The sequence below is a fragment of the Acidovorax sp. CF316 genome (assembly GCF_000276605.1).
GTDB lineage: Bacteria > Pseudomonadota > Gammaproteobacteria > Burkholderiales > Burkholderiaceae_C > Acidovorax.
Window position 1 is genome coordinate 1 of record NZ_AKJX01000122.1, and the last position, 21,021, is coordinate 21,021.

A 21,021-nucleotide genomic window follows, 5' to 3' on the forward strand; every position below is an offset into this window, starting at 1 on the left:
TTTTCTTGGCCCACCTTCTTTTGGCGACGCAAAAGAAGGTGGGTGCGCCGCCGGGCGCACATCCCGGCCTCTGCACTTCGCAAAGACATGTGGCAACCATCGACACCAAGGCAGGCCCACAAAACAAAAACGGCCCACCGAAGTGAGCCGTTCTTGATGTGCAAAAAAGCAGAAGAAATTACTTCTTGCCCTTGCCCTTGCCCTTGGCGTCGGCAGCAGGAGCGGCTTCGGCAGGGGTCTCGACGACCACAACCGGAGCAGCCACGGACACCAGAACGGGGTTGTTCTTGTTGCCACGGATCACGGCGGTCACGCCCTTGGGCAGCTTGATGTCCTTGAGGTGCAGCGAAGAACCCTTTTGCAGCTTGGACAGGTCCACAGCGATGAACTCAGGCAGGTCCGAAGGCATGCACGACACGTCGAGTTCGTTCACGACGGGGTTCACCAGGCAGTGGTCCACCTTCACGGCGGGGGATTCTTCAGCGCCGCTGAAGTGCAGTGGCACCTTCATGTGCAGCTTGGTCTTGGCATCCACGCGCTGGAAGTCGATGTGCAGCACGAGTTGCTTGTAGGGGTGGTATTGCACGTCACGCAGCAGGACCTTGCTGGTGCTGCCGGCGACTTCCATGTCCAGCACGCTGGAGTGGAAGGCTTCCTTCTTGAGGGCGTGCCACAGTGCGTTGTGGTCGATCTCGATCAGTTGGGGTTCAGCGGTACCGCCGTAGACGATGCCAGGCGTCTTGCCCGAATTGCGCAGACGGCGGCTCGCACCCGTACCTTGCTTGGCGCGCTCAAAAGCGACGAAGTTCATGATAACTAGCTCCTGAAAAGGACAGACCGCGACCAGTCGTGTCCTGTTTTAAAAAGGCCTGCCACAGGGCAGGCCACATTGCGTTCCCGAACCAACCAATGGACAAGCCTCCCGAAGGAGGCTTGGTGTCCAGCGTTCTGCAAAACCAAGGGTCTCCTGCGAGGCCCGGGGCTTTTTAGAACAGGTTTTCCTGGTCCGAGAACAGACTCATCACCGACTCACCCTTGGCAATGCGCTGGATCGTTTCGGCGATCAGCGGGGCCACGGAGAGCTGGCGGATTTTGGCGCATCCCTTGGCGTTGTCGTTCAAGGGAATCGTGTTGGTCACCACCACTTCATCGAGGGCCGAGCCCTTGGCGATGCGTTCGATGGCAGGACCCGAGAAAATGGGGTGCGTGCAATAGGCGTACACGCTCTTGGCACCGCGCTCCTTGAGCACTTCGGCGGCCTTCACCAGCGTACCGGCCGTGTCGATCATGTCGTCCATGATCACGCAGTTGCGGCCTTCGATCTCGCCGATCACGTGCATGACTTCGGACACGTTGGCCTTGGGGCGGCGCTTGTCGATGATGGCCAGGTCGCAGTTCAGCTGCTTGGCCAGCGCACGGGCACGCACCACGCCACCCACGTCAGGGGAGACGACGATCAGGTCTTCGTAGTTCTTCTGGCGCAGGTCGCCGAGCAGCACGGGCGATGCATAGATGTTGTCGACCGGGATGTCGAAGAAGCCCTGGATTTGGTCGGCATGCAGGTCCATGGTCAGCACGCGGGCCACGCCCACGGCCTGCAGCATGTTGGCCACCACCTTGGCGGTGATGGGCACGCGCGACGAGCGGGGGCGGCGGTCCTGGCGGGCGTAGCCGAAGTAGGGGATCACGGCGCTGATGCGCTCTGCCGAGGCGCGCTTGAGCGCATCGACCATGATCAGCAGTTCCATCAGATTCTCGTTCGTGGGCGCGCAGGTGGATTGCACCACGAACACATCGCGCGCACGGACGTTCTGCTTGATCTCGACGGTCACTTCACCATCGGAGAAACGGCCCACGTCGGCGGCGCCGAGGGTGGTCCCGAGGTGTTGGGCGATTTCAGCTGCCATGCCAGGATTGGCATTGCCGGTGAATACCATGAAGTCGGGTTGATTGCCTTGCATGAGCGTCCCAGCGGTCTGAAATAAAAGCCCGTACGCGAGAGAAAGCGCGTGAAAGAAATTTGGCAGGGGAAGAAGGATTCGAACCTTCGCATGCCGGAATCAAAATCCGGTGCCTTAACCAGCTTGGCGACTCCCCTACACAGGTCAACTGCCGAAAGCAGCCAACCTCAATTCTCGTTCGATGCCCACCCAGCCAGAGGATGAACCATCAAATTGTCACATGCGCTGACCTGCCAGTCGCCCGGGGCGTCTTCCAGATCCACCGCATGTGGCATTTGCGCAAACACCGCACTTCCAGAGCCTGTCATCCTGGGCTGCAACCCGCGTTGTTCAAGCCATCTCAGGGCTTGCTTCACATCGGGGCACAGTGCCTCGGCAACCGGCTGCAGATCATTTCGACCGAAGTCAAAGTGTGTTGCAGCAAAGCCTAAGATTGTAGCACACTCAGAATCGCGTTTCAGATTCGGCGAAGAAAAAATTGCTTTTGTCTCCAAACCTGCTGCGGGCTTGACGACCGCGAAGCGCGCTTGCTGAAGTTGCTGTGCACTCTCAAGCGGCGTTATTGTCTCACCAATTCCTTCGACAAAAGCGTTCGTGCCGCATAAAAAAAACGGCACGTCTGCGCCGAGGGTCAGGCCGATCTTCTGCAGCGCCTGGCGCGAGAGGTTCAAACCCCACAGCCGGTTGAGCGCCAGCAGCGTGCTGGCCGCATCCGACGAGCCTCCGCCCATGCCGGCCTGCGCCGGCACACGCTTCATGACACCGATGTGGGCGCCCTGGGTGCAGCCCGTGGCCGACTGCAGTGCATGCGCTGCGCGCAGCACCAGGTCCATCTCGGGCAGGGGTGGGCCCAGGTCCTCGCGGGTGATGGCACAGTCCGGGCGGCGTTCGAAATGCAGGGTGTCGCACCAGTCGATGAGCATGAACACCGACTGCAGCAGGTGGTAGCCATCGGCACGACGGCCGGTGATGTGCAGAAAAAGATTGAGCTTGGCCGGAGCCGGCACGTCGTACAGGGCTTGCATGGGAAGAAGGAAAGGGCAGGGCGCTCAGCGGCTGAAGGCGATGCGCAGTGTGGCCTCGGGAGCGGGGTCGTGGCGCCTAGCCACCAGACGGCCGTCAGCGCTGCCCGAGAGATCGGCCTGCCAGCCGGTGGCCGTGGCCTGCTTGCCGCCCAGCCATTCGAAGATGGCCGCCACCGGGATGGCCGTGCCGGTGGCCTGGCGCAGCAGCTCATCGAGCGAGGTGGATTCGCGTGTCTCCTGCCCGGTGGTGAGCTGGGCGCGCCCGGCCTCCCACTGCAGCCGCGCCAGGGTGTTGCCCAGCGGGCTGGTCAGCACCAGTTCGCCCTTGTCGGGGTTGCCCTGCAGGTCGAACAGCGAGGAGAACGACTGCGATGCCTGGCCCTCCACCTGCAGTGACAGGCGGCCCGACCAGGATGCGGTGCCGGGCTCGGCAATGCGGGGTGGCTGGGCGCAGCCCGTGAGCCACAGCGTGCAGGCCAGGGCCAGCCATGCCATCCACTGGCGCAGCGGCAGGCCGTGGCCACGCCCTCCGGCGATGCCGCCGCCCGTTGCGCGCATCAGGGCTTGGCCCCCAGGCGCTTCAAGGTGTCCTTGAGGCTGTCGTTGTCGGGGTTCAGGCGCAGGCCTTCACGCCAGATCCCGAGGGCCTTGTCGCGCTCGCCCATGCTCCAGACGACTTCACCCAGGTGGGCCGCGATCTCGGCATCGGGCCGGGCCTTGAAGGCGGTCTCGAGCAGGCTGCGCGCCTTGGCCTTGTTGCCCATGCGGAACTCCACCCAACCCAGGCTGTCGGTGATGAAGGGGTCTCCCGGGGCCAGTTCCAGGGCCTTGGCAATCAGTTGCCGGGCCTCGGGCAGGCGCTGACCGCGCTCGGCCAGCGAGTAGCCCAGCGCGTTGTAGGCGTGGTGGTAGTCGGGCTGGCGCGCGATGATCTGGCGCAACAGCTTTTCCATGGTGTCGAACTGGCCGACCTTCTCGGCCAGCATGGCCTGGTCGTAGAGCAGTTCGCCATCGTCCGGGGCCAGTGCCACGAGCTCGGTCTGCACCTCCAGGGCTTCCTTGAACAGGCGCTGGTCGCGCAGTAACTGCACTTCGGCCAGCAGTTTCATGCGCTTGTCGTCTTCGGTCACGCCGGGCAGGGCGCGCAGCAGCGCGCGGGCCTGTGCGATCTTGCCTTGCTTGGCGAGCAGGGAGGCGCGGCGGCTCTGGGCGCTGAACAGCTCGCTCGAATTCTCGATGCGGGCCAGCCAGCCTTCTGCCGCGGCGAAATCGCCACGCTTTTCGGCAATCTGCGCGTACAGCAGGTAGGCCTGGTTCAGGCTGCGCTGGCGTGCGTCGCGATTGATGTCCGGGCCCTCGATGAGCGTCAGGAAGCGCTTGAGCGAGGTTTCGGCCAGGTCCAGGCGGTTGTCCTGCAGCTGCAGGGTGGCCAGGATCAGCCAGGGCTCGGGCAGGTCCGGCTTGGCGCGGGTCACGGCTTCGAGCTGGGTCTTGGCCTCGCCGTATTTCTGCTGGCCCAGTAGCACACGCGAGTAGGCCATCTGCATCTCGGGTGTGGCCTGCGGCTGGCTGGCGAAATAGCGCGTCACCAGGGCTTGCCCTTCGGGCACGCTCTCTTCCTGCAGTTCCATGCCCAGCCGGGCGGGGCCTTCGCTGGTCGGGTCCAGGTCCTGGGCGGCGCGGGCGCTGGCCAGCGCGCCGGTCTTGTCGCCGGCGGCCAGGCGCACGCGCCCGATGGCAATGTGTGCCGCGGCCGCATTGGCGGGCTTGGCCAGTTCGTCCGCCAGGGCCTGTTCAACCACCTTCGCGGCCAGGGGCTTGTCGCTGGCGCGGGCGAACATCTGGGGCACGATGCCCAGGATGGTGGGCTTGGCCTGGACCGGCGCCTGGGCCAGCTCCTGGCGCAGCAGCTCCGGGGTCTCGCCGATGCGGTTCAGGGCGATCAGGATCTGCAGCACGTAGCGGTTGGCTTCGCGCGAGTCCGGCTGGGCTTCGCGCCAGGCCTTGGCCGCTGCCAGCGCATGGTCGCCCGCGCGCGCCTGCAGGGCCATGTCGGCAGCCCGCTGGTAGAGCTGGGGGTTGTTGGTGCGCCGCGCCGCCTCCAGCATGAGGGCGTAGCCCGTGCCCGCCTCGCCGGTGCGGGCGTTGATCTCGCCCATGAGGATTTCATAGAACAGCTCGGCGTCCAGGGCCGGGTTGCTGCTGGAGGCGTCGTCGGGTGCCGGTTCGGCCGCCGGGGGCGCCGTGCTGCCAGGGGGCTGCTGCGCGTAGCCCACGCTGGCCACTGCTGCAAGAGCAACTGTCAATACGGCAGACCGAAAGTAGTTTGAAGGCACCATCGACCCATAATAATCCATGCATGACTACCTGTTCGTGAGGGCTTTGGATGCCTGAGTTGCCCGAAGTGGAAGTAACAAGGCGCAGCTTTGCGCAGGCCATCGCTGGCGCCCGGGTCACGGCCGTGCGGCTGGGCAAGCCGCTGCGCTGGCCGCTGGGAGGCGACGGCGATGCCTTGGTGGGGCGGCAGGTCCTGGGTGTGCGCCGCCGCGGCAAGTACCTGCTGGTCGATCTGGACCAGGGCATCCTGCTGGTGCACCTGGGCATGTCCGGCAGCCTGCGCTTTGCGCACGGCCTGCCGCCGCCGGGCCCGCACGACCATTTCGACCTGGGCACTACCCAGGGCACCCTGCGCCTGCACGACCCGCGGCGCTTCGGTGCGGTGGTACACGCCGCGGGCGAGGCCGATGCCGTGGCACAAAAGCTGCTGGGGGGCCTGGGTATGGAGCCCCTGTCCGATGATTTCACCCTGGACGCCTTCAGCCGGGGCATCAAGGCCAGCCGCGCACCCATCAAGCAGATGCTGCTTGCGGGCAAGGTTGTCGTCGGGGTCGGTAACATCTATGCATCGGAGGTACTGTTTCTGTCGGGTATTCGCCCGCAGACGCCCTCGGCGCGCATCGGCCCCGCCAGAATGGGGCGCCTGCACGCCGCCATACGCCAGGTGCTGGAGCGTGCCGTGGAGCTCGGGGGCAGCACGCTCAAGGACTTCTCCAACGCCGACGGCGCCTATGGCAGCTACCAGGCCCACGCCAACGTGTACGGGCGTGAGGGGGCGCCCTGCAAGGTCTGCGGCACGCCCATCCGGGCCCTGCGCCAGGGCCAGCGCAGCAGCTATTTCTGCCCCCGCTGCCAGCGCGCGTGAGGGCTGCCGGAGGGCGGCTTGGCCGGCCGAGTGTGGCGTATGCGGCCCATCGTGACGGGTAAGCACCATCCACAGCTATGGCTGGCGGGCAGTCGATGCTATATTTTGTTCAGTTCAGAAACAGTCGTTATCGAACGCCGGGAGCAAAGTGGGACCTTCATTCAACGAGCAGTTTGACCAGCATGGCGCGTGGAGACGTGCGTTCGCTCAGCAGCTCAAGCAGCTGGCCGAGTGGATGTCTTCGCACGAGCTGATGGACGCGTCCGTGCAGGAGCGCCTGCAGCGCCTGGAGAGCCAGGTCCGCACCGACAAGGTGATGGTCGCGTTCGTTGCCGAGTTCTCGCGTGGCAAATCCGAGCTGATCAACGCGATCTTCTTTGCAGACTATGGCCGGCGCATCATGCCCGCCAGCGCGGGGCGCACCACGATGTGCCCCACCGAACTGGGCTACGACGCCGACTTCGCACCCAGCCTGCGCCTGTTGCCCATCGAGACGCGCCTGCAGATGCACGGCCTGGCCGAGTGGCGCCTGCGGCCCGAGCGCTGGCAGGAGATCCCCCTGGACGTGAACGATCCCGACCAGATCGCCAAGGCCCTCGAAAAGGTGGCCGAGGTGCGCCGGGTGAGCCTGGACAATGCCCGCGCGCTGGGTTTCTGGCACGACGACCTGGTGGACGAGAACCCGATTCCCGACGCCAATGGCCTGGTCGAGGTGCCCATGTGGCGCCACGCCATCATCAACATCCCCCACCCCCTGCTCAAGCAGGGGCTGGTGATCCTGGACACCCCGGGCCTGAACGCCGTGGGCGCCGAGCCCGAACTCACGGTGAACCTGATTCCCCAGGCCCATGCCGTGGTGTTCATCCTGAGCGCCGATACCGGGGTGACCCGCTCGGACCTGTCCATCTGGCGCGAGCACCTGGCCACCTCGGCCGAGAGCCTGGACGGCCGGTTGGTCGTGCTCAACAAGATCGACACCCTGTGGGATTCACTCAATTCCGCCGAGCAGATCCAGGCGCAGATGGTGCGCCAGGTCAATACCGCGGCCGAGATGCTGGGCGTATCCCCCGACAAGGTGGTGCCCGTGTCTGCCCAGAAGGGCCTGGTCGCCAAGATATCGGCCGACGACCTGCTGCTGGAGACCAGCGGCCTGCCGGTGCTCGAGGAGGCCCTGGCCAAGGGCATCATGGGCCAGCGCCAGGCCATCCTGCGTGCGGCCGTGGCCACGGGCGTCGCCGGCCTGCGGGCCGAGACCGGGCGTGTCATCAACATCCGCCGGCGCGACCTGGACGACCAGATGGCCGAGCTGCGCAGCCTGCGCGGCAAGAACGCCTCGGTCATCGAGTCCATGCGCCAGCGCATCGAGCAGGAGCAGCACGAGTTCGACCTCTCCGCCTCCAAGATCCAGGCGGTGCGTGCCGTGCACCTCAAGCTGCTTCGCGACGTGTTCCAGCAGCTGGGTTCCAAGGCGCTCAAGGTGGAACTGGCCGAACTGGCGCAGCTGTTGCAGCAAAAGGGCCTCAAGCTCGGCGTGAAGAAGATCTACGTGCAGACCTTCGACAAGCTGCGCGGCACGCTGGACAAGGCCCAGGCCTCGGGCACCGAGATCCAGGCCATGCTGGGCGGCACCTTCCGCCAGCTCAATGCCGAGTTCGGTTTCTCGCTGCAGGTGCCTCCGCCGCCACAGCTGGAGCATTTTGCGCACGACCTCTCGCAGATCGAGCAGAGCCACCTGCAGTACCTGGGCCTGGGCAACTCGCTCAAGCTGGCCCAGCCCGAATTCTCCGAGCGCCTGGTGCGCGCCCTGGCCATGCGCCTGCGCACCGTGTACGAATCCGCCGCCAACGACCTGGAGCTGTGGAGCAAGTCCGCCACGGCGCAGCTCGACGCGCAGCTGCGCGAGCGCCGCCGCAGCTTTGCCCGCCGCATGGAGGCGGTGGACCGCATCCAGCAGGCTGCCAGCGGGCTGGTGGAGCGCATCGCTGAAATCGAGCAGGGCGAGGGCGAGCTGATCCAGCTGGAGCACCGCCTGCAGGAGCTGACCGCGCAACTGATCGCGCCACCGGACGCCGAGCAGACCGCACCCGAAGAGTCCTCCGTGGACGTGGCCCTGCCGCTTTGATGGACGCGCGGGCGGGCGGGGTGGCCCAGCGCGTGGTGCGCTGGCAGGCGACGGCCGGGCGCAACCACCTGCCCTGGCAGAACACGCGCGACCCGTACCGGGTCTGGCTGTCCGAGATCATGCTGCAGCAGACGCAGGTGAGCACGGTGCTGGGCTACTACGCCCGCTTCCTCGAAAAATTCCCCGATGTGCAGGCCCTGGCCCGCGCGCCGCAAGACGAGGTCATGGGCCTGTGGAGCGGCCTGGGCTATTACAGCCGGGCGCGCAACCTGCATGCCTGCGCCCAGGCCGTGGTGGCCCTGCATGGCGGCGCCTTTCCGCGCACGGCCGAGGTGCTGGCCACCCTGCCGGGCATCGGCCGGTCCACGGCCGGGGCCATCGCCTCCTTCTGCTTTGCCGAGCGCACGCCCATCCTCGATGCCAATGTGCGCCGCGTGCTCACGCGGGTGCTGGGCTTCGATGCCGACCTGGCCGTGGCGAAGAACGAGCGACTGCTCTGGGACCAGGCCGAGGCGCTGCTGCCGGTGGAGGACCTGGCCAACGCCATGCCGCGCTACACCCAGGGCCTGATGGACCTGGGCGCCTCGCTGTGCAGCCCGCGCGCGCCCGATTGCCCACCCTGTCCGCTGGTGGACATCTGCGTGGCCGGCCAGGCCGGTGATGCCGAGCGCTACCCGGTGCGCACGCGCAAGCTCAAGCGCCGGGCCGAATCCTGGTGGCTGCTGGTGATGCGGGATGCAAAGGGCCGCGTGTGGCTGGAGCGCCGGCCCGACTCGGGCATCTGGGCCGGGCTGTTCTGCCTGCCGGTGTTCGCCGACGAGGCGCACCTGCACGACCACCTGGCCCACCTGCCCAACCCGGTGGCACCAGGGCAGACCGAGGCACTGGGGGCCTTCCTGCATGTGCTGACCCACCGCGACCTGCACCTGCACCCCGTGGTGCTCGGCGTGCCGGTGGAGCGTGATGCGACCGGCCAGGGCGGCTGGTACGGCGCCAGCGAGTGGGAGGCCATGGGCCTGCCCGCGCCCATCCGCAAGCTGTTGGCAAGCCTCTTCGGCGGCCTGTTGTAAGACAGCCGGGTCAGCGCCCGTCCAGCTCGCGGTGGCGCCGCAGCGTGGCCCAGCGCCGGCCGAAGGCTTCTGCCAGCCGCTCCACCAGATAGACCGAGCGGTGCTGGCCCCCCGTGCAGCCGATGGCCACCGTCACGTAGCTGCGGTGGTTGCGGTCCAGCATTTCCAGCCAATGGGCCAGGAAGCCCTCGATATGGCTTTGCATCAGCGCCACATCGGGTTGGGCGCGCAGAAAATCGGCCACCGGGGCATCCAGCCCGGTTTTTTCACGCAGTTCCGGCTCGTAGTGCGGGTTGGGCAGCATGCGCACGTCGAACACGTAGTCCGAGTCCACCGGCAGCCCCCGCTTGAAGGCGAACGACTGGAACACCAGGGTGAGCTGACCCGGCGCCGTCGCCATCAAGGTCTTTACGTAACTTTGCAATTGCGAGGCACGGATCGCACTGGTGTCGATGACGTGCGCCTCCTCGCGCAGGTCGGCCAGCAGTTCGCGCTCGAGCTCGATGATCTGCACCAGCGCACGGCGGCCCTGCTTGAGCGCGTCCGGGGTCAGCTCGTCGTGCGACAGCGGATGGCGCCGGCGCGTTTCGGAAAAGCGCCGCACCAGGGTGTCGATGGTCGCGTCCAGGAACAGCGAGTGCACGACCACGCCCTGCTTGCGCAGCCGGTCGAGCTCCAGCGGCACCAGCGGCAGCGAGGTGGCGCTGCGCACGTCCATGGCGATGGCCACGCGGTTGCCGTGGTGGCGGTGCTCCAGCGATACGAAGGCCGGCAGCAGCTCGGGCGGCAGGTTGTCCACGCAGTAGTAGCCCGCATCCTCCAGGGCATGCAGGGCCACCGACTTGCCCGAGCCGGACATGCCGGTGATCAGCACGATCTCAAGCGCCATCGGTCTGTTTCCTCCTCTTGGGGCGGCGCACGGGGGCAGCGGGCGGTGCGATGGCGAGCATCTCGCGCGCGTGCGCCACGGTCGCCTTGCTGGAGTCGTCGCCGCCCAGCATGCGCGCCATTTCGGATATGCGGCCATCGCCCTGCACGGCCACCACCTGGCTGGCCGTGCCCTTGGCGCCGCTGCGCTTGGACACCACCAGGTGGTAGTCGGCGCGCGCGGCCACCTTGGGCAGGTGGGTGACGGTGAGCACCTGGCGGTCGCGCCCCAGTTGCTGCATGAGCCGGCCCACGGTGTCGGCCACGGCCCCGCCCACGCCCGAGTCCACCTCGTCGAAGATCAGCGTGGGGGCTTCACCCAGGGCGCTGGTGGTGACCGCGATGGCCAGCGAAATGCGCGACAGTTCGCCGCCCGAGGCCACCTTGCCGATGGGCCGCGGGCTTGTGCCCGGGTGGCCCGCCACGAGGAAGGCCACATCGTCCGTACCGTGGGCGGCGGGCTCGGCCAGCTTGCCCAGGGCCACCTCGAACTGGCCGCCGGCCATGCCCAGGCCCTGCATGGCCTGGGTGATGGCGGTGGACAGCCGGGGTGCGCCCTTGGCGCGCGCCAGCGATAGCGCGCGCGCCGCAGCCTGGTAGGCCCGGGCGCTGGCGGCCTCGGCCTTTTCCAGGGCCACCAGGTCGGCCGCCGCATCAAGCTGCTGCAGCTCGGCCTTCCAGCCGTGCAGCAGGGCGGGCAGTTCCACCGGGCTGCGCTTGTAGCGCCGCGCCAGCGTCATCCACAGCGACAGGCGCGCATCCACGGCGGCCAGGCGCTCGGGGTCCAGGTCGTTGTGGCGCAGGTAGGCGTGCAGCGAATGCACGACATCGCCGGCCTGCGCGACCGCGGAGTTGAGGATGTCGGCGGCACTGGCGAATTCGGCCTCCAGGTGCTCATGGCCCTGCAGCAGGTCCTGCGCGCGCGAGAGGCCGTCCAGCGCGCCCCCCCCATCTCCGTCCCCGCCGGACAAGATGGCAATGGCGGCGTTGGCCGCATCCATCAGCGCCGAGGCGTTGGACAGGCGCCTGTGCTGGGCGTCGAGCTCGGGCCATTCGTCATCGCCCGGGGCCAGCTTGTCCACCTCGGCGATCTGCCACTGCAGGCGCTCGCGCTCCCGCTGCAGGGTGGACTGCGCGGCGCGGGCCTGGGCCAATGCCTTCTGGTCCTGGCGCCACTGGTGCCAGCGCTCGACCGTGGGGCGGTCGCTGGTACCCGCGTAGGCATCGAGCAGGCCGCGCACCGATTCGGGCCGGGTCAGGCTCTGCCAGGCATGCTGGCCATGGATGTCGAGCAGCAACTCGCCGAGCGCGCGCAACTGCGTGGCCGTGGCGGGCGTGCCGTTGATCCAGCCGCGGCTCTTGCCCTGGGTGTCCACCGTGCGGCGCAACAGCAGCAGCTCCTCACCCTCCAGCCCGGCCTCTTCGAGCCAGGGCCGGATGTGGGTCGGGGCGTCGAACTCGGCGCACACGTCGGTGCGTGCGCAGCCCTCGCGCACCAGGGCGGCATCGGCGCGGGCGCCGAGCACCAGTTGCACGGCGTCGATGAGGATGGATTTGCCGGCACCGGTCTCGCCGGTGAGCACGGTGAAGCCGCTTTGCAGGTCCAGCTCCAGCGCCTCAACGATGACGAAATCACGCAGCGTGATGCGCCTCAGGGCCATGGTCAGGAGCCCCCTTCGTTCCAGCGCAGCTTCTTGCGCAGGGTGGCGAAGTAGTTCCAGCCCAGCGGGTGCAGAAAGCGCACGCAGTGCTCGGAGCGCTGCACCAGGATGCGGTCGCCGTGCAGCAGCGAGGCCAGCGACTGCATGTCGAAATTGGCGCTCACGTCGCGGCCGCTGACCACTTCCACGGCGATCTCGGTGGCGTCCGACAGCACGATGGGCCGGTTGGACAGGGTGTGCGGCGCGATCGGCACCAGCACCCAGCCGGGAATCGAGGGATGCAGCATCGGGCCGCCGGCCGACAGCGCATAGGCCGTGGAGCCCGTGGGCGAGGCGATGATCAGGCCGTCGGCCCGCTGGTTGGCCACGAAGCGGCCGCCCACCTCCACGCGCAGCTCCACCATGCCCGAGGTGGCGCCCCGGTTCACGACCACGTCGTTCATCGCAAGCGCCTCGAAGACCACCTGCCCGTCGCGCACCACGCGGGCATGCATCAGTGGGCGCAGGTCCTCCTCGTACTCACCCTGCAGCATCGGGGGCAGGGTGGTCTGGTAGGTGCCGAATGGGATGTCGGTGATGAAGCCCAGCCGCCCCTGGTTGATGCCGATCAGCGGTGTCTTGTGGCGCGCCAGCTGCCGGCCTATTCCCAGCATGGTGCCGTCTCCCCCCACCACCAGGCCCAGGTCGCAATGGGTACCGATGGTGTCCACGTCCATCGCAGGATAGCCGGACAGGCCGGTGTTGGCGGCGGTCTCGGCCTCCAGGGCCACGGTGCAACCCTGGCCTTGCAGGAACTGGGCGATGTCCTGCAGGGCCTGGCGCGAGCCCTCGGTCATGGAGGAGGCGCCTGCAGCCGATGCCTGCTGGTACTTGCCGATGAGCGCTACATGGCGGAAATTGGAGGGCATCGTCAAATTACATCATTGTTGTGGGAACTCGGAGCCTGGGCGGGGCCTTGCGTCGGGCGCGGTGGCCACAACGGCGGCGGGCACAGGGTCCGGTGCGAAAAGGTGGTTCAATGCTAGTGCATCCCATGCGGACTTCTCTGTACAACGATAGACGAAACGCGACAGGGAAACACCCACTTCCCTCATTAAAATCGACCGCATGCTTGATGATCGTGCCAAGTTGCTGCTCAAAGCGCTCGTGGAGCGCTACATAGCCGACGGCCAGCCCGTCGGCTCGCGCACGCTATCGCGCGCCTCCGGCATGGACCTGTCGCCAGCGACCATCCGCAACGTGATGGCCGACCTCGAAGAGCTGGGCCTGATCGCCAGCCCGCACACCTCGGCGGGACGCATTCCCACAGCCAAGGGCTACCGGTTGTTCGTGGACACCATGTTGACGGTGCAGCGTGACCCTTTGATTTCACCCCCGCTGGCGCCCGAGCAGCCGCAGAAGGTGATCGCCAACGCCGCCAACCTGCTGTCCAACCTGTCGCAGTTCGTGGGTGTGGTGATGGCACCACGGCGCACCTCGGTGTTCCGGCACATCGAATTTTTACGGCTGTCGGAGCGGCGTTTCCTGGTGATCATCGTCTCGCCCGAGGGCGACGTGCAGAACCGCGTGATCTTCACTGACATCGACCACTCGCAGTCGCAGCTGATCGAGGCCGCCAATTTCCTCAACGCCAACTACGCCGGCCTGGCCATGGAGCAGGTGCGCGAGCGCCTCAAGTCCGAGGTGGATGCGCTGCGCGGCGAGATCGGCACGCTCATGCAGGCCGCCGTCAACGTCGGCTCGGAGGGCGAGGCGCAGGACGAGGTGGTCATCTCGGGTGAGCGCAACCTGCTGTCGGTGAGTGATTTCTCCAGCGACATGGGCAACCTGCGTCGCGCCTTCGACCTTTTCGAGCAGAAGACGCAGATCCTGCGCCTCATGGATTTCTCCAGCCAGGCCGAGGGCGTGCGCATCTACATAGGCGGCGAAAGCCAGGTCGTTCCGTTCGAGGAACTCTCCATCGTGAGCTCTCCCTACGAGGTGGATGGCAAGGTGGTGGGCACGCTAGGCGTGATAGGCCCCACGCGCATGCCCTACGACCGCATGATCCAGATCGTGGACATCACTTCCAAGCTGGTGTCCAACGCGCTCAGCCACCGCCGTTGAACACCGGCTTGCCCCTACAATACCGCGTGCCCCATCTTCGGTCAGGTACACGGGGCGTTAGCTCAGTTGGTTAGAGCAGAGGACTCATAATCCTTTGGTCGCGGGTTCAAGTCCCTCACGCCCTACCATATCCCTCTTGGCATAGTTGCTATCAAAGTTGCAGCTTCTTGCCCGCATGGCGGGTGATGCCGCGTCAATTTTCTCCCACAAGCGGCCCCCGTCGCCCATGCACCCTCCCCCGGCCGGGGAGGGCCCCTCAGGGCATCCGCATGTAACTTGTGCGCCGAATCACTGCATCAATGCAACGTTACCGTTACGATGCAAAGACACGTTATGTCACGTTTGCGGGCCTGCAGTGGGGCGGGCCTGGCGGCGCGTTGGCGTGGTGACATGTCAGAACGATAGGCCAAACGGTCCTGGCATTCGCGGTTTTCTGCTCTGAAATTGGCGGCCCATGGTGAAGGGGGCCGCCGCGCGCGTGCCTGGTCATTTTTATTTTTGGAGTCCTCGATGCGGTATCTCATTGTTTTATTTTTGTCGGCACTGACCACCTTTGCGCAGGCTGCGAACTTCGTTTCGATGCACCAGTCTGCACACAAGATTGCCCTGCCGCCAGCGCCCGGCACCTTCAACTACACCTTTGACACCAAGGTCGGCTTCAAGGCGCAGTACGCGCCCACTGGCGTGACGGGCTGCGCGATCGGCTTCGGCACCGGCGGCTGCGCCTTCCCTGGCGGCGGTTCCCTCTCGCTGCCCGAATTCACCGGCTTCCAGATGCAGAGCCAGGAATTCAAGGTCTTCATTCCTGCCGGTGCGCGCTCGTTCCTGTTCTCCGGCTACGCGGCCCAGGGCACCCAGTCGGCCTTCGTGCTGCGCTATGGCAAGGAGCCGACCCGTGTCGCCGCCCTGAGTGGCAGCGAGTACCAGGCAGCCCAGACCGGCGAGCGCATCGACACCTCGTTTGCGCGCCTGGTCAATGAAGATGTCGACCACTTCGTCGTGCACGATGGTGGCGGCACCCTGCGCTTCGTGGGCGGCCAGCTCGATGCCAACCGCAGCAGCACCAACCAGGGCAAGTGGCTCTATGTGCGCCAGCTGAGCGGCGCCGCGCTCTTCGACTACCAGGGCGCCATCGACGTGGACATGCCCAAGTACGCGGCCGGCTACAACGCCATCACCTGGACCACCAGCCCCTTCCCGGACCCCGTGGACGCGGCAAGCCCTGGCGGCGGTGGCGGCACCACCAATCCGCCGGTTGCGGGCACGACGGTCACCACCACGGTGGCCTCCGCCGCCGGCCAGTCCCTCAAGCTGGACATCACGATGACGCAGTCGGCCACAGAGGTCGCCGCCAATCCCCAGATCAGCACCTGGGTGGCCGCGCGCATTCCCGCCAACGGCCTGTTCTACACGACGGACGTCTGGTTCTTCCGCAAGGTCGATGGCTGGGCCCAACTGTTGCTGCCCTTCCCCGAGAACGTGGCCTACTCCAGCCTGGGCACGAATGCGACCACCTTGAAGTTCTCGCCCTCGATGGACCTGACGGACACGGACCTGCGCGCCTTCAATATCGAGATCTATTTCGGCTACAAGACCAGTACGGGTGCCTTTGTCAGCAAGGGCAAGGTCTGGCCCCAGTAAATAGGTTGGCGCACGGCGCCTTCCCCACCTCGCAAAAAAAGGCCCTTCGGGGCCTTTTCGCATGCGGCCGCCGACAAGAGGGAAAGCCGGCCGATCAGGGGCGCTGGCCAATAAATTTGGACCTTTTGCCTGGAGGCACCTTTTGCGTGCGCTACAATACGTGCAGCAGACGAGTTCTGTGATTGCCACAGGGTTTCACGTTGAGGCAAACGCAGAAAGCAGCGATTTTTTGAAATGTTGAAAAATCCATGCTATAATTCGAAGCTTAGCGGCTGTAGCTCAGCTGGATAGAGTACTTGGCTACGAACCAAGGGGTCGTGGGTTCGATTCCTGCCAGCCGCACCAACAGGTAAGCCCTGATATCGCAAGGTATCAGGGCTTTTTCCTTTGTGCGCTCTGATTTCCCGCCAGCCCGTTGCGCAGTGCTGCTGGTAAGGGCTCTGGGCCCTGTAGTCGCCGTGGTGCGCACCTCGCGCAGTCTTCCTACACCTCCATTGCACATGGCGGCGCACTCTGTGGGTGAATTCTTACCCGTGCCCACCCATGATGCCCACCCACGCAGTCACCTGCCAATTCAAGCGCGACCCCGCGTCGGAACATCTTGCCTCGACCCCGGTCGAGGTGGATGCGGAAGCCGTGCTTTTCAGCTGGACGGACCAGGAGGGCCGGGGCTACCAGGTGTTGCTGCGGGAGGGGGATCGGTTGGTGGCGACCCTGCGATGGGATGACCTGGAGCGCGCTGCCGCCACAGAGGAACTGGACTTGCAGTGCCGGGCGCTCGGGCTCATCTGGGAGGCCGCCTCTCCCGTCGTGGAAACCGCGTGGGCGTCGTCTGCAGCGGGCGCGGACGGCGTGGCGCCCCATCGACTCGCCGTGTCTGGAGGCATACACCATGGCCACTGATCCCAGGGACCACCCGCTGCACCAGGTGCCCAAGGACCTACCCCGGCCGCCTGGCGATCTGCCACCCGCTGGCCCGCCGCCGCCGTCCCCGCAGCAGCCAGGCACAGGGCTTTCGCCAGATGGAGTCGGCCCCTATGCGGGGGAGGAAGAGAACGAAGCCGGGGATCCCGTGGGCAAGCCGCCCAGGATGTGAGGCACCAGCCTGTAGGCATGTCAACCCGCGAGTGGCCGTTCAAGGATGACCACCATGGTGCGCCGTCCTCACCATGCAGGCCCTGCGCCAGGAAGTGCATGGCCTGGCGCTGCCCCGGTGCCTGGAGAAAAGCCGGGAGCACTTCGTGGCGGGCATGGATGCCCAGCTAGAAGACATCGAGGCCTTCATAAGGGGGCCCTGTGTGCCTGCACCACGGCCAAAACGCGCCTCATGAACGAAAACTTCGTGGAGTTCGGCAACAAGGCATCTGCCTGCCCTGCGAACAGCTGAGAGACTGGGCGGGAAGGGCCGGGTGCCCGGAACGCGGGGCTGCCGCAGGGGTAACATGCCGCCATGAGCAAGGCTTTCACCAAGGAATCCGACCCGCAGGCCGATGACGACGAAGGGCCGGCACTGCCCCCCATCCCCGCCGGTTCGCGCAACTACATGACGCCCGCGGGCTATGCCCGGCTGCGCGGTGAGCTGCTGGACCTGATCGACAACGAGCGCCCGAAGATCGTCGAGGTGGTGCACTGGGCGGCCAGCAACGGCGACCGCTCGGAGAACGGCGACTACCTCTACGGCAAGAAGCGCCTGCGCGAGATCGACCGGCGCATCCGCTTCCTCACCAAGCGGCTGGAGGTGGCCGAGGTGGTGGACCCGCTGGTCCACGCCGGCAGCGACCAGGTGTTCTTCGGCGCCACCGTGACCTATGTGGACGAAGAGGACGTGACCAGTACCATCACCATCATGGGCATCGACGAGGCCGACAGCGGCCGCGGCCAGGTGAGCTGGGTGTCGCCTGTGGCGCGCGCCCTGCTCAAGAGCCGGGTGGGCGACGAGGTGCCGCTGCCCACGCCGGGTGGCGTGCGCTCGCTGGAGGTGCTGGAGGTGCGCTACGAGCCGCACGATGCGCCGCCCGCGCAGGAGTCGCAGCCCCCTGATCGCTGAACGGCGGGTCAGGCCGCAGGGGTGATGCGGCTGGCGCGGATCACCGCAGGGGTGCGGCGCAGGTTGCGCAGGGCGGCCTCCACGTGGGCCTGGTCGCGCACGGCGACGATGAAGCGCAGGTCGGTGGTGTCCAGTGCCACCTCGTCGTCCATGTCCACGTGGGTGATGTCGGCCTCGGCGCTGGCCAGGTCGGCGGCCACGCGGGCCAGCACGCCCTTGCTGTTGGTGATGGTGACGACGATGCCGGTCTCGAACATGCGCACCGGCTCGTCCGCCCAGTCCACGGCGATGAAGCGCTCGCTGTCCTTGTGCTGCAGGCGCTTGGCCACGCCGCAGTGCGTGTTGTGCACCACCAGGCCCTCACCCCGGCCCAGGTAGCCCACGATGGCATCGCCCGGCACGGGGCGGCAGCAGTGGGCGTACTGCACCGATGCGTTCTCGCTGCCGTCCAGGGTGACGGCGCCTTGCGAAAGCCGCTCGTGCGATGTGTAGCGCTCGCGGCTGAGCAGCAGCGCGTCGGGCCGGTGGCCGTGCTCGCTCATCAGCACCATGAGCCGCTTGGCCACGATGCTGGCGATGCGCTTGCCCATGCCCAGATCGGTCATCAGCTCGGTGCGCGTGCGGTTGCCGGTAAAGCGCAGCAACTTGTCCCAGATGGGCTGGGTTTCGGCGTTCACCGGGGGCAACTGTTCCAGGCCTTCGGAGCGGATGGCCTGGGTCAGCAGTTTCTCGCCCAGGCCCTCGGACTCGGCATGCGCCAGGGTCTTGAGGTAGTGGCGGATCTTGGAGCGCGCCCGGCCCGTGCGCACAAAGCCCAGCCAGGCCGGGTTGGGCGTGGAGATCGGCGCGGTGATGATCTCCACCACGTCGCCGTTCTTGAGCTCGGTGCGCAGGGGCACCTGCTCGTTGTTGATCTTGGCCGCCGTGGTGCGGTCGCCCACGTTGCTGTGGATGGCGTAGGCAAAGTCCACCACCGTCGCGCCGCGCGGCAGGGCCATGATCTGGCTCTTGGGCGTGAACACGTAGACCGCGTCAGGGAATAGGTCCACCTTCACGTGGTCCCAGAACTCGGCGGCGTCGCGCGTCTCGTTCTGGATGTCCAGCAGCGACTGCAGCCACTTGGTGCCCAGGCGCTCGGCCGAGGTGCCGTCACCGTCCTGCGCCTTGTACAGCCAGTGCGCGGCCACGCCGGCCTCGGCGATGACATGCATCTCGTCGGTGCGCATCTGGAACTCGATGTTCACGCCCGAGGGGCCCACCAGCGTGGTGTGCAGCGACTGGTAACCGTTGAGCTTGGCGATCGCGATGTGGTCCTTGAACTTGCCGGGCACCGGCTTGTACATCTGGTGCAGCACACCCAGGGCCGTGTAGCAGTCCGTCACCGTGGGCACGATGACGCGAAAGCCGTACATGTCCGTCACCTGGGCAAAGCTCAGGTGCTTCTGGTCCATCTTCTGGTAGATGGCATAGAGCGTCTTTTCGCGGCCGGCCAGGCGCACCTGCATGCCGATGCGCGCGAACGCCGCGTCCACCTCGCTCTGCACGCGCTGCACCAGGTCGCGGCGGCGGTTGCGCGACTTGTTCACCGCTTTGGCCAGCGTGGCATAGCGCCAGGGGTGCAGGTGGCGGAACGACAGGTCCTGCAGTTCGCGGTAGGTCTGGTTCAGCCCCAGGCGGTGGGCGATGGGGGCGTAGATCTCCAGCGTCTCCGACGAGATGCGCCCCCACTTGCTGCGCGGCATGTCCGACAGCGTGCGCATGTTGTGCGTGCGGTCGGCCAGCTTGATGAGGATGACGCGCACGTCGCGCGCCATGGCCAACAGCATCTTGCGGAACGACTCGGCCTGGTTTTCCTCGCGCGTGTTGAACTGCAGCTTGTCCAGCTTGGTCAGCCCGTCGACGAGCTCGGCCACCGGCGCACCGAAGCGCTCGATCAAATCGACCTTGGTCACGCCGCAGTCTTCCATCGCGTCGTGCAGCAGTGCGGCCATCAGGGCCTGGGCGTCGAGCTTCCAGGTGGCGCACTGGGCCGCCACCGCGATGGGATGGGTGATGTAGGGCTCGCCACTGTTGCGCAGCTGGCCCAGGTGGGCCTCGTCGGCAAAGCGGTAGGCCTGGCGCACCTGCTCGATGCTGTGGGCGTCCAGGTAGTCCAGGTTGTCGGTGAGCGCGGCAAAGCTGGCAGCCGCGGCATTGGCCGCTGCCGCAGATGCACTGGCCGGAGCGTGGGTGGTGTCGCCAGGCCGGGCAGGTGCTGCCGAAGGAGTGTTGAACACCGCGTTCATGCCTTAAATGTAGCGCGGGTACGCGATACGGGTCGCCAGGGCAAAAAAAAGCACCGCATGGCAGCGGTGCTCTCGGGGCCGGGGCCCTTGCGCAGACTCAACCAGGAACCTTCTTGAGCATTTCCAGGCCGACCTTGCCTTCGGCGATCTCGCGCAGGGCGGTCACGGCGGGCTTGTTGCGGCTTTCGATGCGTGGAGCATGGCCCTGGCTCAGCATGCGGGCGCGGTAGGTCGCGGCCAGAACGAGCTGGAAGCGGTTGGGGATCTTTTCCAGACAGTCTTCTACGGTGATGCGTGCCATCGGTGGGTACTCCGGGGATTCAGGTGATATTGAGCGACTGGAAGGTGTCAGCACGGGCGCGTCGCTGGGCGGCGTACTTCAGGCGCTGGGCGTGCACAACGGCCTTCAGGTCAAAAAGCGCGCGCTCGAACAGTTCATTGATTATAACGAAGTCGAATTTGCTGACCTCCGCCATCTCGGTGGCGGCGTTCTTCAGGCGCACCTCGATCACGTCGGGCGAGTCCTCGCCCCGGCGTTCCAGGCGCGAGCGCAACTCTTCCCAGCTCGGTGGCAGGATGAACACCAGGATGGCATTGGCGAACGCCTCGCGGATCTGCAGCGCACCCTGGAAGTCGATCTCCAGGATCACGTCCGAGCCCTGGGCGATGCGCTCCTCGATGGCTTTCTTGGAGGTGCCGTAGCGGTTGCCGTGCACATGCGCCCATTCCACGAAAGCATTGCCCTCGACCATGGCGTCGAACTCGGACTGCGACGCGAAATAGTAGTCGCGCCCGTGCTTTTCCTGGCCGCGCGGGGGGCGGGTGGTGTGCGAGATGGACAGGTGAACGTGCGAGTCCAGCTCCAGCAGGGCCTTGACCAGGCTGGATTTGCCGGCACCGCTCGGGGCTGCCACTACGAAGAGGTTTCCTGGGTAGTCCATAGATGAAGGTGTGCGCCGTGCGCTCAAACCATG

The 21,021-nt window shown here is 66.3% G+C and carries 18 protein-coding genes and 3 tRNA genes; 9 read left to right on the forward strand and 12 right to left on the reverse strand.

Translation table 11 applies throughout. The features are described from left to right. Window positions 1-178: 178 nt before the first annotated feature. The 6 genes from PMI14_RS14455 to PMI14_RS14480 all read right to left on the reverse strand — a co-directional run bounded on the left by PMI14_RS14455 (window position 179) and on the right by PMI14_RS14480 (window position 5,343). On the reverse strand, window positions 179-811 hold the full coding sequence (locus PMI14_RS14455; RefSeq protein ID WP_007855539.1) for a 50S ribosomal protein L25/general stress protein Ctc: 633 nt from the start codon (window positions 809-811) through the stop codon (window positions 179-181). Between the two features lie 175 nt (window positions 812-986). Then, the gene (locus PMI14_RS14460) at window positions 987-1,961 is read right to left on the reverse strand and encodes a ribose-phosphate pyrophosphokinase (RefSeq protein ID WP_007855540.1); all 975 of its coding nucleotides are present in this window, start codon (window positions 1,959-1,961) and stop codon (window positions 987-989) included. 60 nt (window positions 1,962-2,021) lie between these two features. Continuing rightward, window positions 2,022-2,098: transfer RNA gene (locus tag PMI14_RS14465), tRNA-Gln, on the reverse strand. 30 nt (window positions 2,099-2,128) lie between these two features. Continuing rightward, complete coding sequence (gene ispE / locus PMI14_RS14470; RefSeq protein ID WP_007855541.1) at window positions 2,129-2,986, reverse strand: 4-(cytidine 5'-diphospho)-2-C-methyl-D-erythritol kinase; 858 nt, start codon at window positions 2,984-2,986, stop codon at window positions 2,129-2,131. Window positions 2,987-3,010: 24 nt separating this feature from the next. Further along, entirely contained in the window at window positions 3,011-3,544 is a 534-nt protein-coding gene (locus PMI14_RS14475) for a lipoprotein insertase outer membrane protein LolB (RefSeq protein WP_007855542.1), read from the reverse strand. Continuing rightward, a complete protein-coding gene (locus PMI14_RS14480) occupies window positions 3,544-5,343 on the reverse strand; it encodes a tetratricopeptide repeat protein (RefSeq protein WP_007855543.1) in 1,800 nt (599 codons plus the stop codon). The genes PMI14_RS14475 and PMI14_RS14480 overlap by 1 nt, the downstream gene beginning before the upstream one ends. 29 nt (window positions 5,344-5,372) lie before the next feature. On the opposite strand from PMI14_RS14480, the gene mutM reads away from it, so the two are divergent. The 3 genes from mutM to mutY all read left to right on the forward strand — a co-directional run bounded on the left by mutM (window position 5,373) and on the right by mutY (window position 9,380). Further along, window positions 5,373-6,188: a bifunctional DNA-formamidopyrimidine glycosylase/DNA-(apurinic or apyrimidinic site) lyase gene (mutM, locus tag PMI14_RS14485; RefSeq protein WP_007855544.1), complete on the forward strand. Its 816-nt coding sequence runs from the start codon at window positions 5,373-5,375 to the stop codon at window positions 6,186-6,188. 148 nt (window positions 6,189-6,336) lie between these two features. Beyond that, window positions 6,337-8,310: a dynamin family protein gene (locus PMI14_RS14490; RefSeq protein WP_007855545.1), complete on the forward strand. Its 1,974-nt coding sequence runs from the start codon at window positions 6,337-6,339 to the stop codon at window positions 8,308-8,310. Then, window positions 8,310-9,380: an A/G-specific adenine glycosylase gene (gene mutY, locus PMI14_RS14495; protein ID WP_007855546.1), complete on the forward strand. Its 1,071-nt coding sequence runs from the start codon at window positions 8,310-8,312 to the stop codon at window positions 9,378-9,380. Before PMI14_RS14490 ends, mutY begins: the two co-directional genes overlap by 1 nt. 10 nt (window positions 9,381-9,390) lie before the next feature. On the opposite strand, the gene rapZ is transcribed toward mutY, so the two are convergent. Genes rapZ through PMI14_RS14510 form a run of 3 tightly spaced genes read right to left on the reverse strand, consistent with a single transcriptional unit; the run spans window position 9,391 to window position 12,876 of the window. Beyond that, window positions 9,391-10,269, reverse strand: coding sequence for an RNase adapter RapZ (gene rapZ / locus PMI14_RS14500; protein ID WP_007855550.1), 879 nt, complete (start codon window positions 10,267-10,269; stop codon window positions 9,391-9,393). Beyond that, window positions 10,259-11,968, reverse strand: a complete 1,710-nt coding sequence (recN, locus tag PMI14_RS14505) for a DNA repair protein RecN (protein ID WP_007855551.1) — start codon at window positions 11,966-11,968, stop codon at window positions 10,259-10,261. Before recN ends, rapZ begins: the two co-directional genes overlap by 11 nt. 2 nt (window positions 11,969-11,970) lie before the next feature. Next, window positions 11,971-12,876, reverse strand: coding sequence for an NAD kinase (locus PMI14_RS14510; RefSeq protein WP_007855553.1), 906 nt, complete (start codon window positions 12,874-12,876; stop codon window positions 11,971-11,973). A gap of 199 nt (window positions 12,877-13,075) precedes the next feature. Between PMI14_RS14510 and hrcA the strand changes: the two genes are divergently transcribed. From hrcA to greB, 6 genes are all read left to right on the forward strand, one after another. Next, window positions 13,076-14,074, forward strand: a complete 999-nt coding sequence (gene hrcA / locus PMI14_RS14515; protein ID WP_007855554.1) for a heat-inducible transcriptional repressor HrcA — start codon at window positions 13,076-13,078, stop codon at window positions 14,072-14,074. Window positions 14,075-14,125: 51 nt separating this feature from the next. Continuing rightward, window positions 14,126-14,202: transfer RNA gene (locus PMI14_RS14520), tRNA-Ile, on the forward strand. Between the two features lie 451 nt (window positions 14,203-14,653). Continuing rightward, window positions 14,654-15,715, forward strand: coding sequence for a hypothetical protein (locus PMI14_RS14525; protein ID WP_238541842.1), 1,062 nt, complete (start codon window positions 14,654-14,656; stop codon window positions 15,713-15,715). Between the two features lie 268 nt (window positions 15,716-15,983). Further along, a tRNA-Arg gene (locus tag PMI14_RS14530) sits at window positions 15,984-16,060 on the forward strand. Between the two features lie 198 nt (window positions 16,061-16,258). After that, window positions 16,259-16,618, forward strand: a complete 360-nt coding sequence (locus PMI14_RS14535; protein ID WP_007855558.1) for a hypothetical protein — start codon at window positions 16,259-16,261, stop codon at window positions 16,616-16,618. Between the two features lie 547 nt (window positions 16,619-17,165). After that, window positions 17,166-17,762 (forward strand): transcription elongation factor GreB, encoded by a 597-nt coding sequence (greB, locus tag PMI14_RS14540; protein WP_007855561.1) that lies wholly within the window; start codon window positions 17,166-17,168, stop codon window positions 17,760-17,762. Between the two features lie 8 nt (window positions 17,763-17,770). Here greB and PMI14_RS14545 read toward each other — a convergent pair whose 3' ends face one another. The 3 genes from PMI14_RS14545 to gmk all read right to left on the reverse strand — a co-directional run bounded on the left by PMI14_RS14545 (window position 17,771) and on the right by gmk (window position 20,988). After that, complete coding sequence (locus PMI14_RS14545) at window positions 17,771-20,047, reverse strand: bifunctional (p)ppGpp synthetase/guanosine-3',5'-bis(diphosphate) 3'-pyrophosphohydrolase (RefSeq protein ID WP_007855563.1); 2,277 nt, start codon at window positions 20,045-20,047, stop codon at window positions 17,771-17,773. Window positions 20,048-20,144: 97 nt separating this feature from the next. After that, window positions 20,145-20,348 (reverse strand): DNA-directed RNA polymerase subunit omega, encoded by a 204-nt coding sequence (rpoZ, locus tag PMI14_RS14550; RefSeq protein WP_005794722.1) that lies wholly within the window; start codon window positions 20,346-20,348, stop codon window positions 20,145-20,147. 19 nt (window positions 20,349-20,367) lie between these two features. After that, window positions 20,368-20,988, reverse strand: coding sequence for a guanylate kinase (gmk, locus tag PMI14_RS14555; protein ID WP_007855564.1), 621 nt, complete (start codon window positions 20,986-20,988; stop codon window positions 20,368-20,370). Between the last annotated feature and the right edge of the window lie 33 nt (window positions 20,989-21,021).

What these genes read in the sequence shown, in the direction of transcription:
- PMI14_RS14455 (WP_007855539.1), bottom strand. Translation starts at nt 811, where the DNA reads ATGAACTTCGTCGCTTTTGAGCGCGCCAAGCAAGGTACGGGTGCGAGC.
- PMI14_RS14460 (WP_007855540.1), bottom strand. Translation starts at nt 1,961, where the DNA reads ATGCAAGGCAATCAACCCGACTTCATGGTATTCACCGGCAATGCCAAT.
- ispE (WP_007855541.1), bottom strand. Translation starts at nt 2,986, where the DNA reads ATGCAAGCCCTGTACGACGTGCCGGCTCCGGCCAAGCTCAATCTTTTT.
- PMI14_RS14475 (WP_007855542.1), bottom strand. Translation starts at nt 3,544, where the DNA reads ATGCGCGCAACGGGCGGCGGCATCGCCGGAGGGCGTGGCCACGGCCTG.
- PMI14_RS14480 (WP_007855543.1), bottom strand. Translation starts at nt 5,343, where the DNA reads ATGGATTATTATGGGTCGATGGTGCCTTCAAACTACTTTCGGTCTGCC.
- mutM (WP_007855544.1), top strand. Translation starts at nt 5,373, where the DNA reads ATGCCTGAGTTGCCCGAAGTGGAAGTAACAAGGCGCAGCTTTGCGCAG.
- mutY (WP_007855546.1), top strand. Translation starts at nt 8,310, where the DNA reads ATGGACGCGCGGGCGGGCGGGGTGGCCCAGCGCGTGGTGCGCTGGCAG.
- rapZ (WP_007855550.1), bottom strand. Translation starts at nt 10,269, where the DNA reads ATGGCGCTTGAGATCGTGCTGATCACCGGCATGTCCGGCTCGGGCAAG.
- recN (WP_007855551.1), bottom strand. Translation starts at nt 11,968, where the DNA reads ATGGCCCTGAGGCGCATCACGCTGCGTGATTTCGTCATCGTTGAGGCG.
- PMI14_RS14510 (WP_007855553.1), bottom strand. Translation starts at nt 12,876, where the DNA reads ATGCCCTCCAATTTCCGCCATGTAGCGCTCATCGGCAAGTACCAGCAG.
- hrcA (WP_007855554.1), top strand. Translation starts at nt 13,076, where the DNA reads ATGCTTGATGATCGTGCCAAGTTGCTGCTCAAAGCGCTCGTGGAGCGC.
- PMI14_RS14525 (WP_238541842.1), top strand. Translation starts at nt 14,654, where the DNA reads ATGCACCAGTCTGCACACAAGATTGCCCTGCCGCCAGCGCCCGGCACC.
- PMI14_RS14535 (WP_007855558.1), top strand. Translation starts at nt 16,259, where the DNA reads ATGATGCCCACCCACGCAGTCACCTGCCAATTCAAGCGCGACCCCGCG.
- greB (WP_007855561.1), top strand. Translation starts at nt 17,166, where the DNA reads ATGAGCAAGGCTTTCACCAAGGAATCCGACCCGCAGGCCGATGACGAC.
- PMI14_RS14545 (WP_007855563.1), bottom strand. Translation starts at nt 20,047, where the DNA reads ATGAACGCGGTGTTCAACACTCCTTCGGCAGCACCTGCCCGGCCTGGC.
- rpoZ (WP_005794722.1), bottom strand. Translation starts at nt 20,348, where the DNA reads ATGGCACGCATCACCGTAGAAGACTGTCTGGAAAAGATCCCCAACCGC.
- gmk (WP_007855564.1), bottom strand. Translation starts at nt 20,988, where the DNA reads ATGGACTACCCAGGAAACCTCTTCGTAGTGGCAGCCCCGAGCGGTGCC.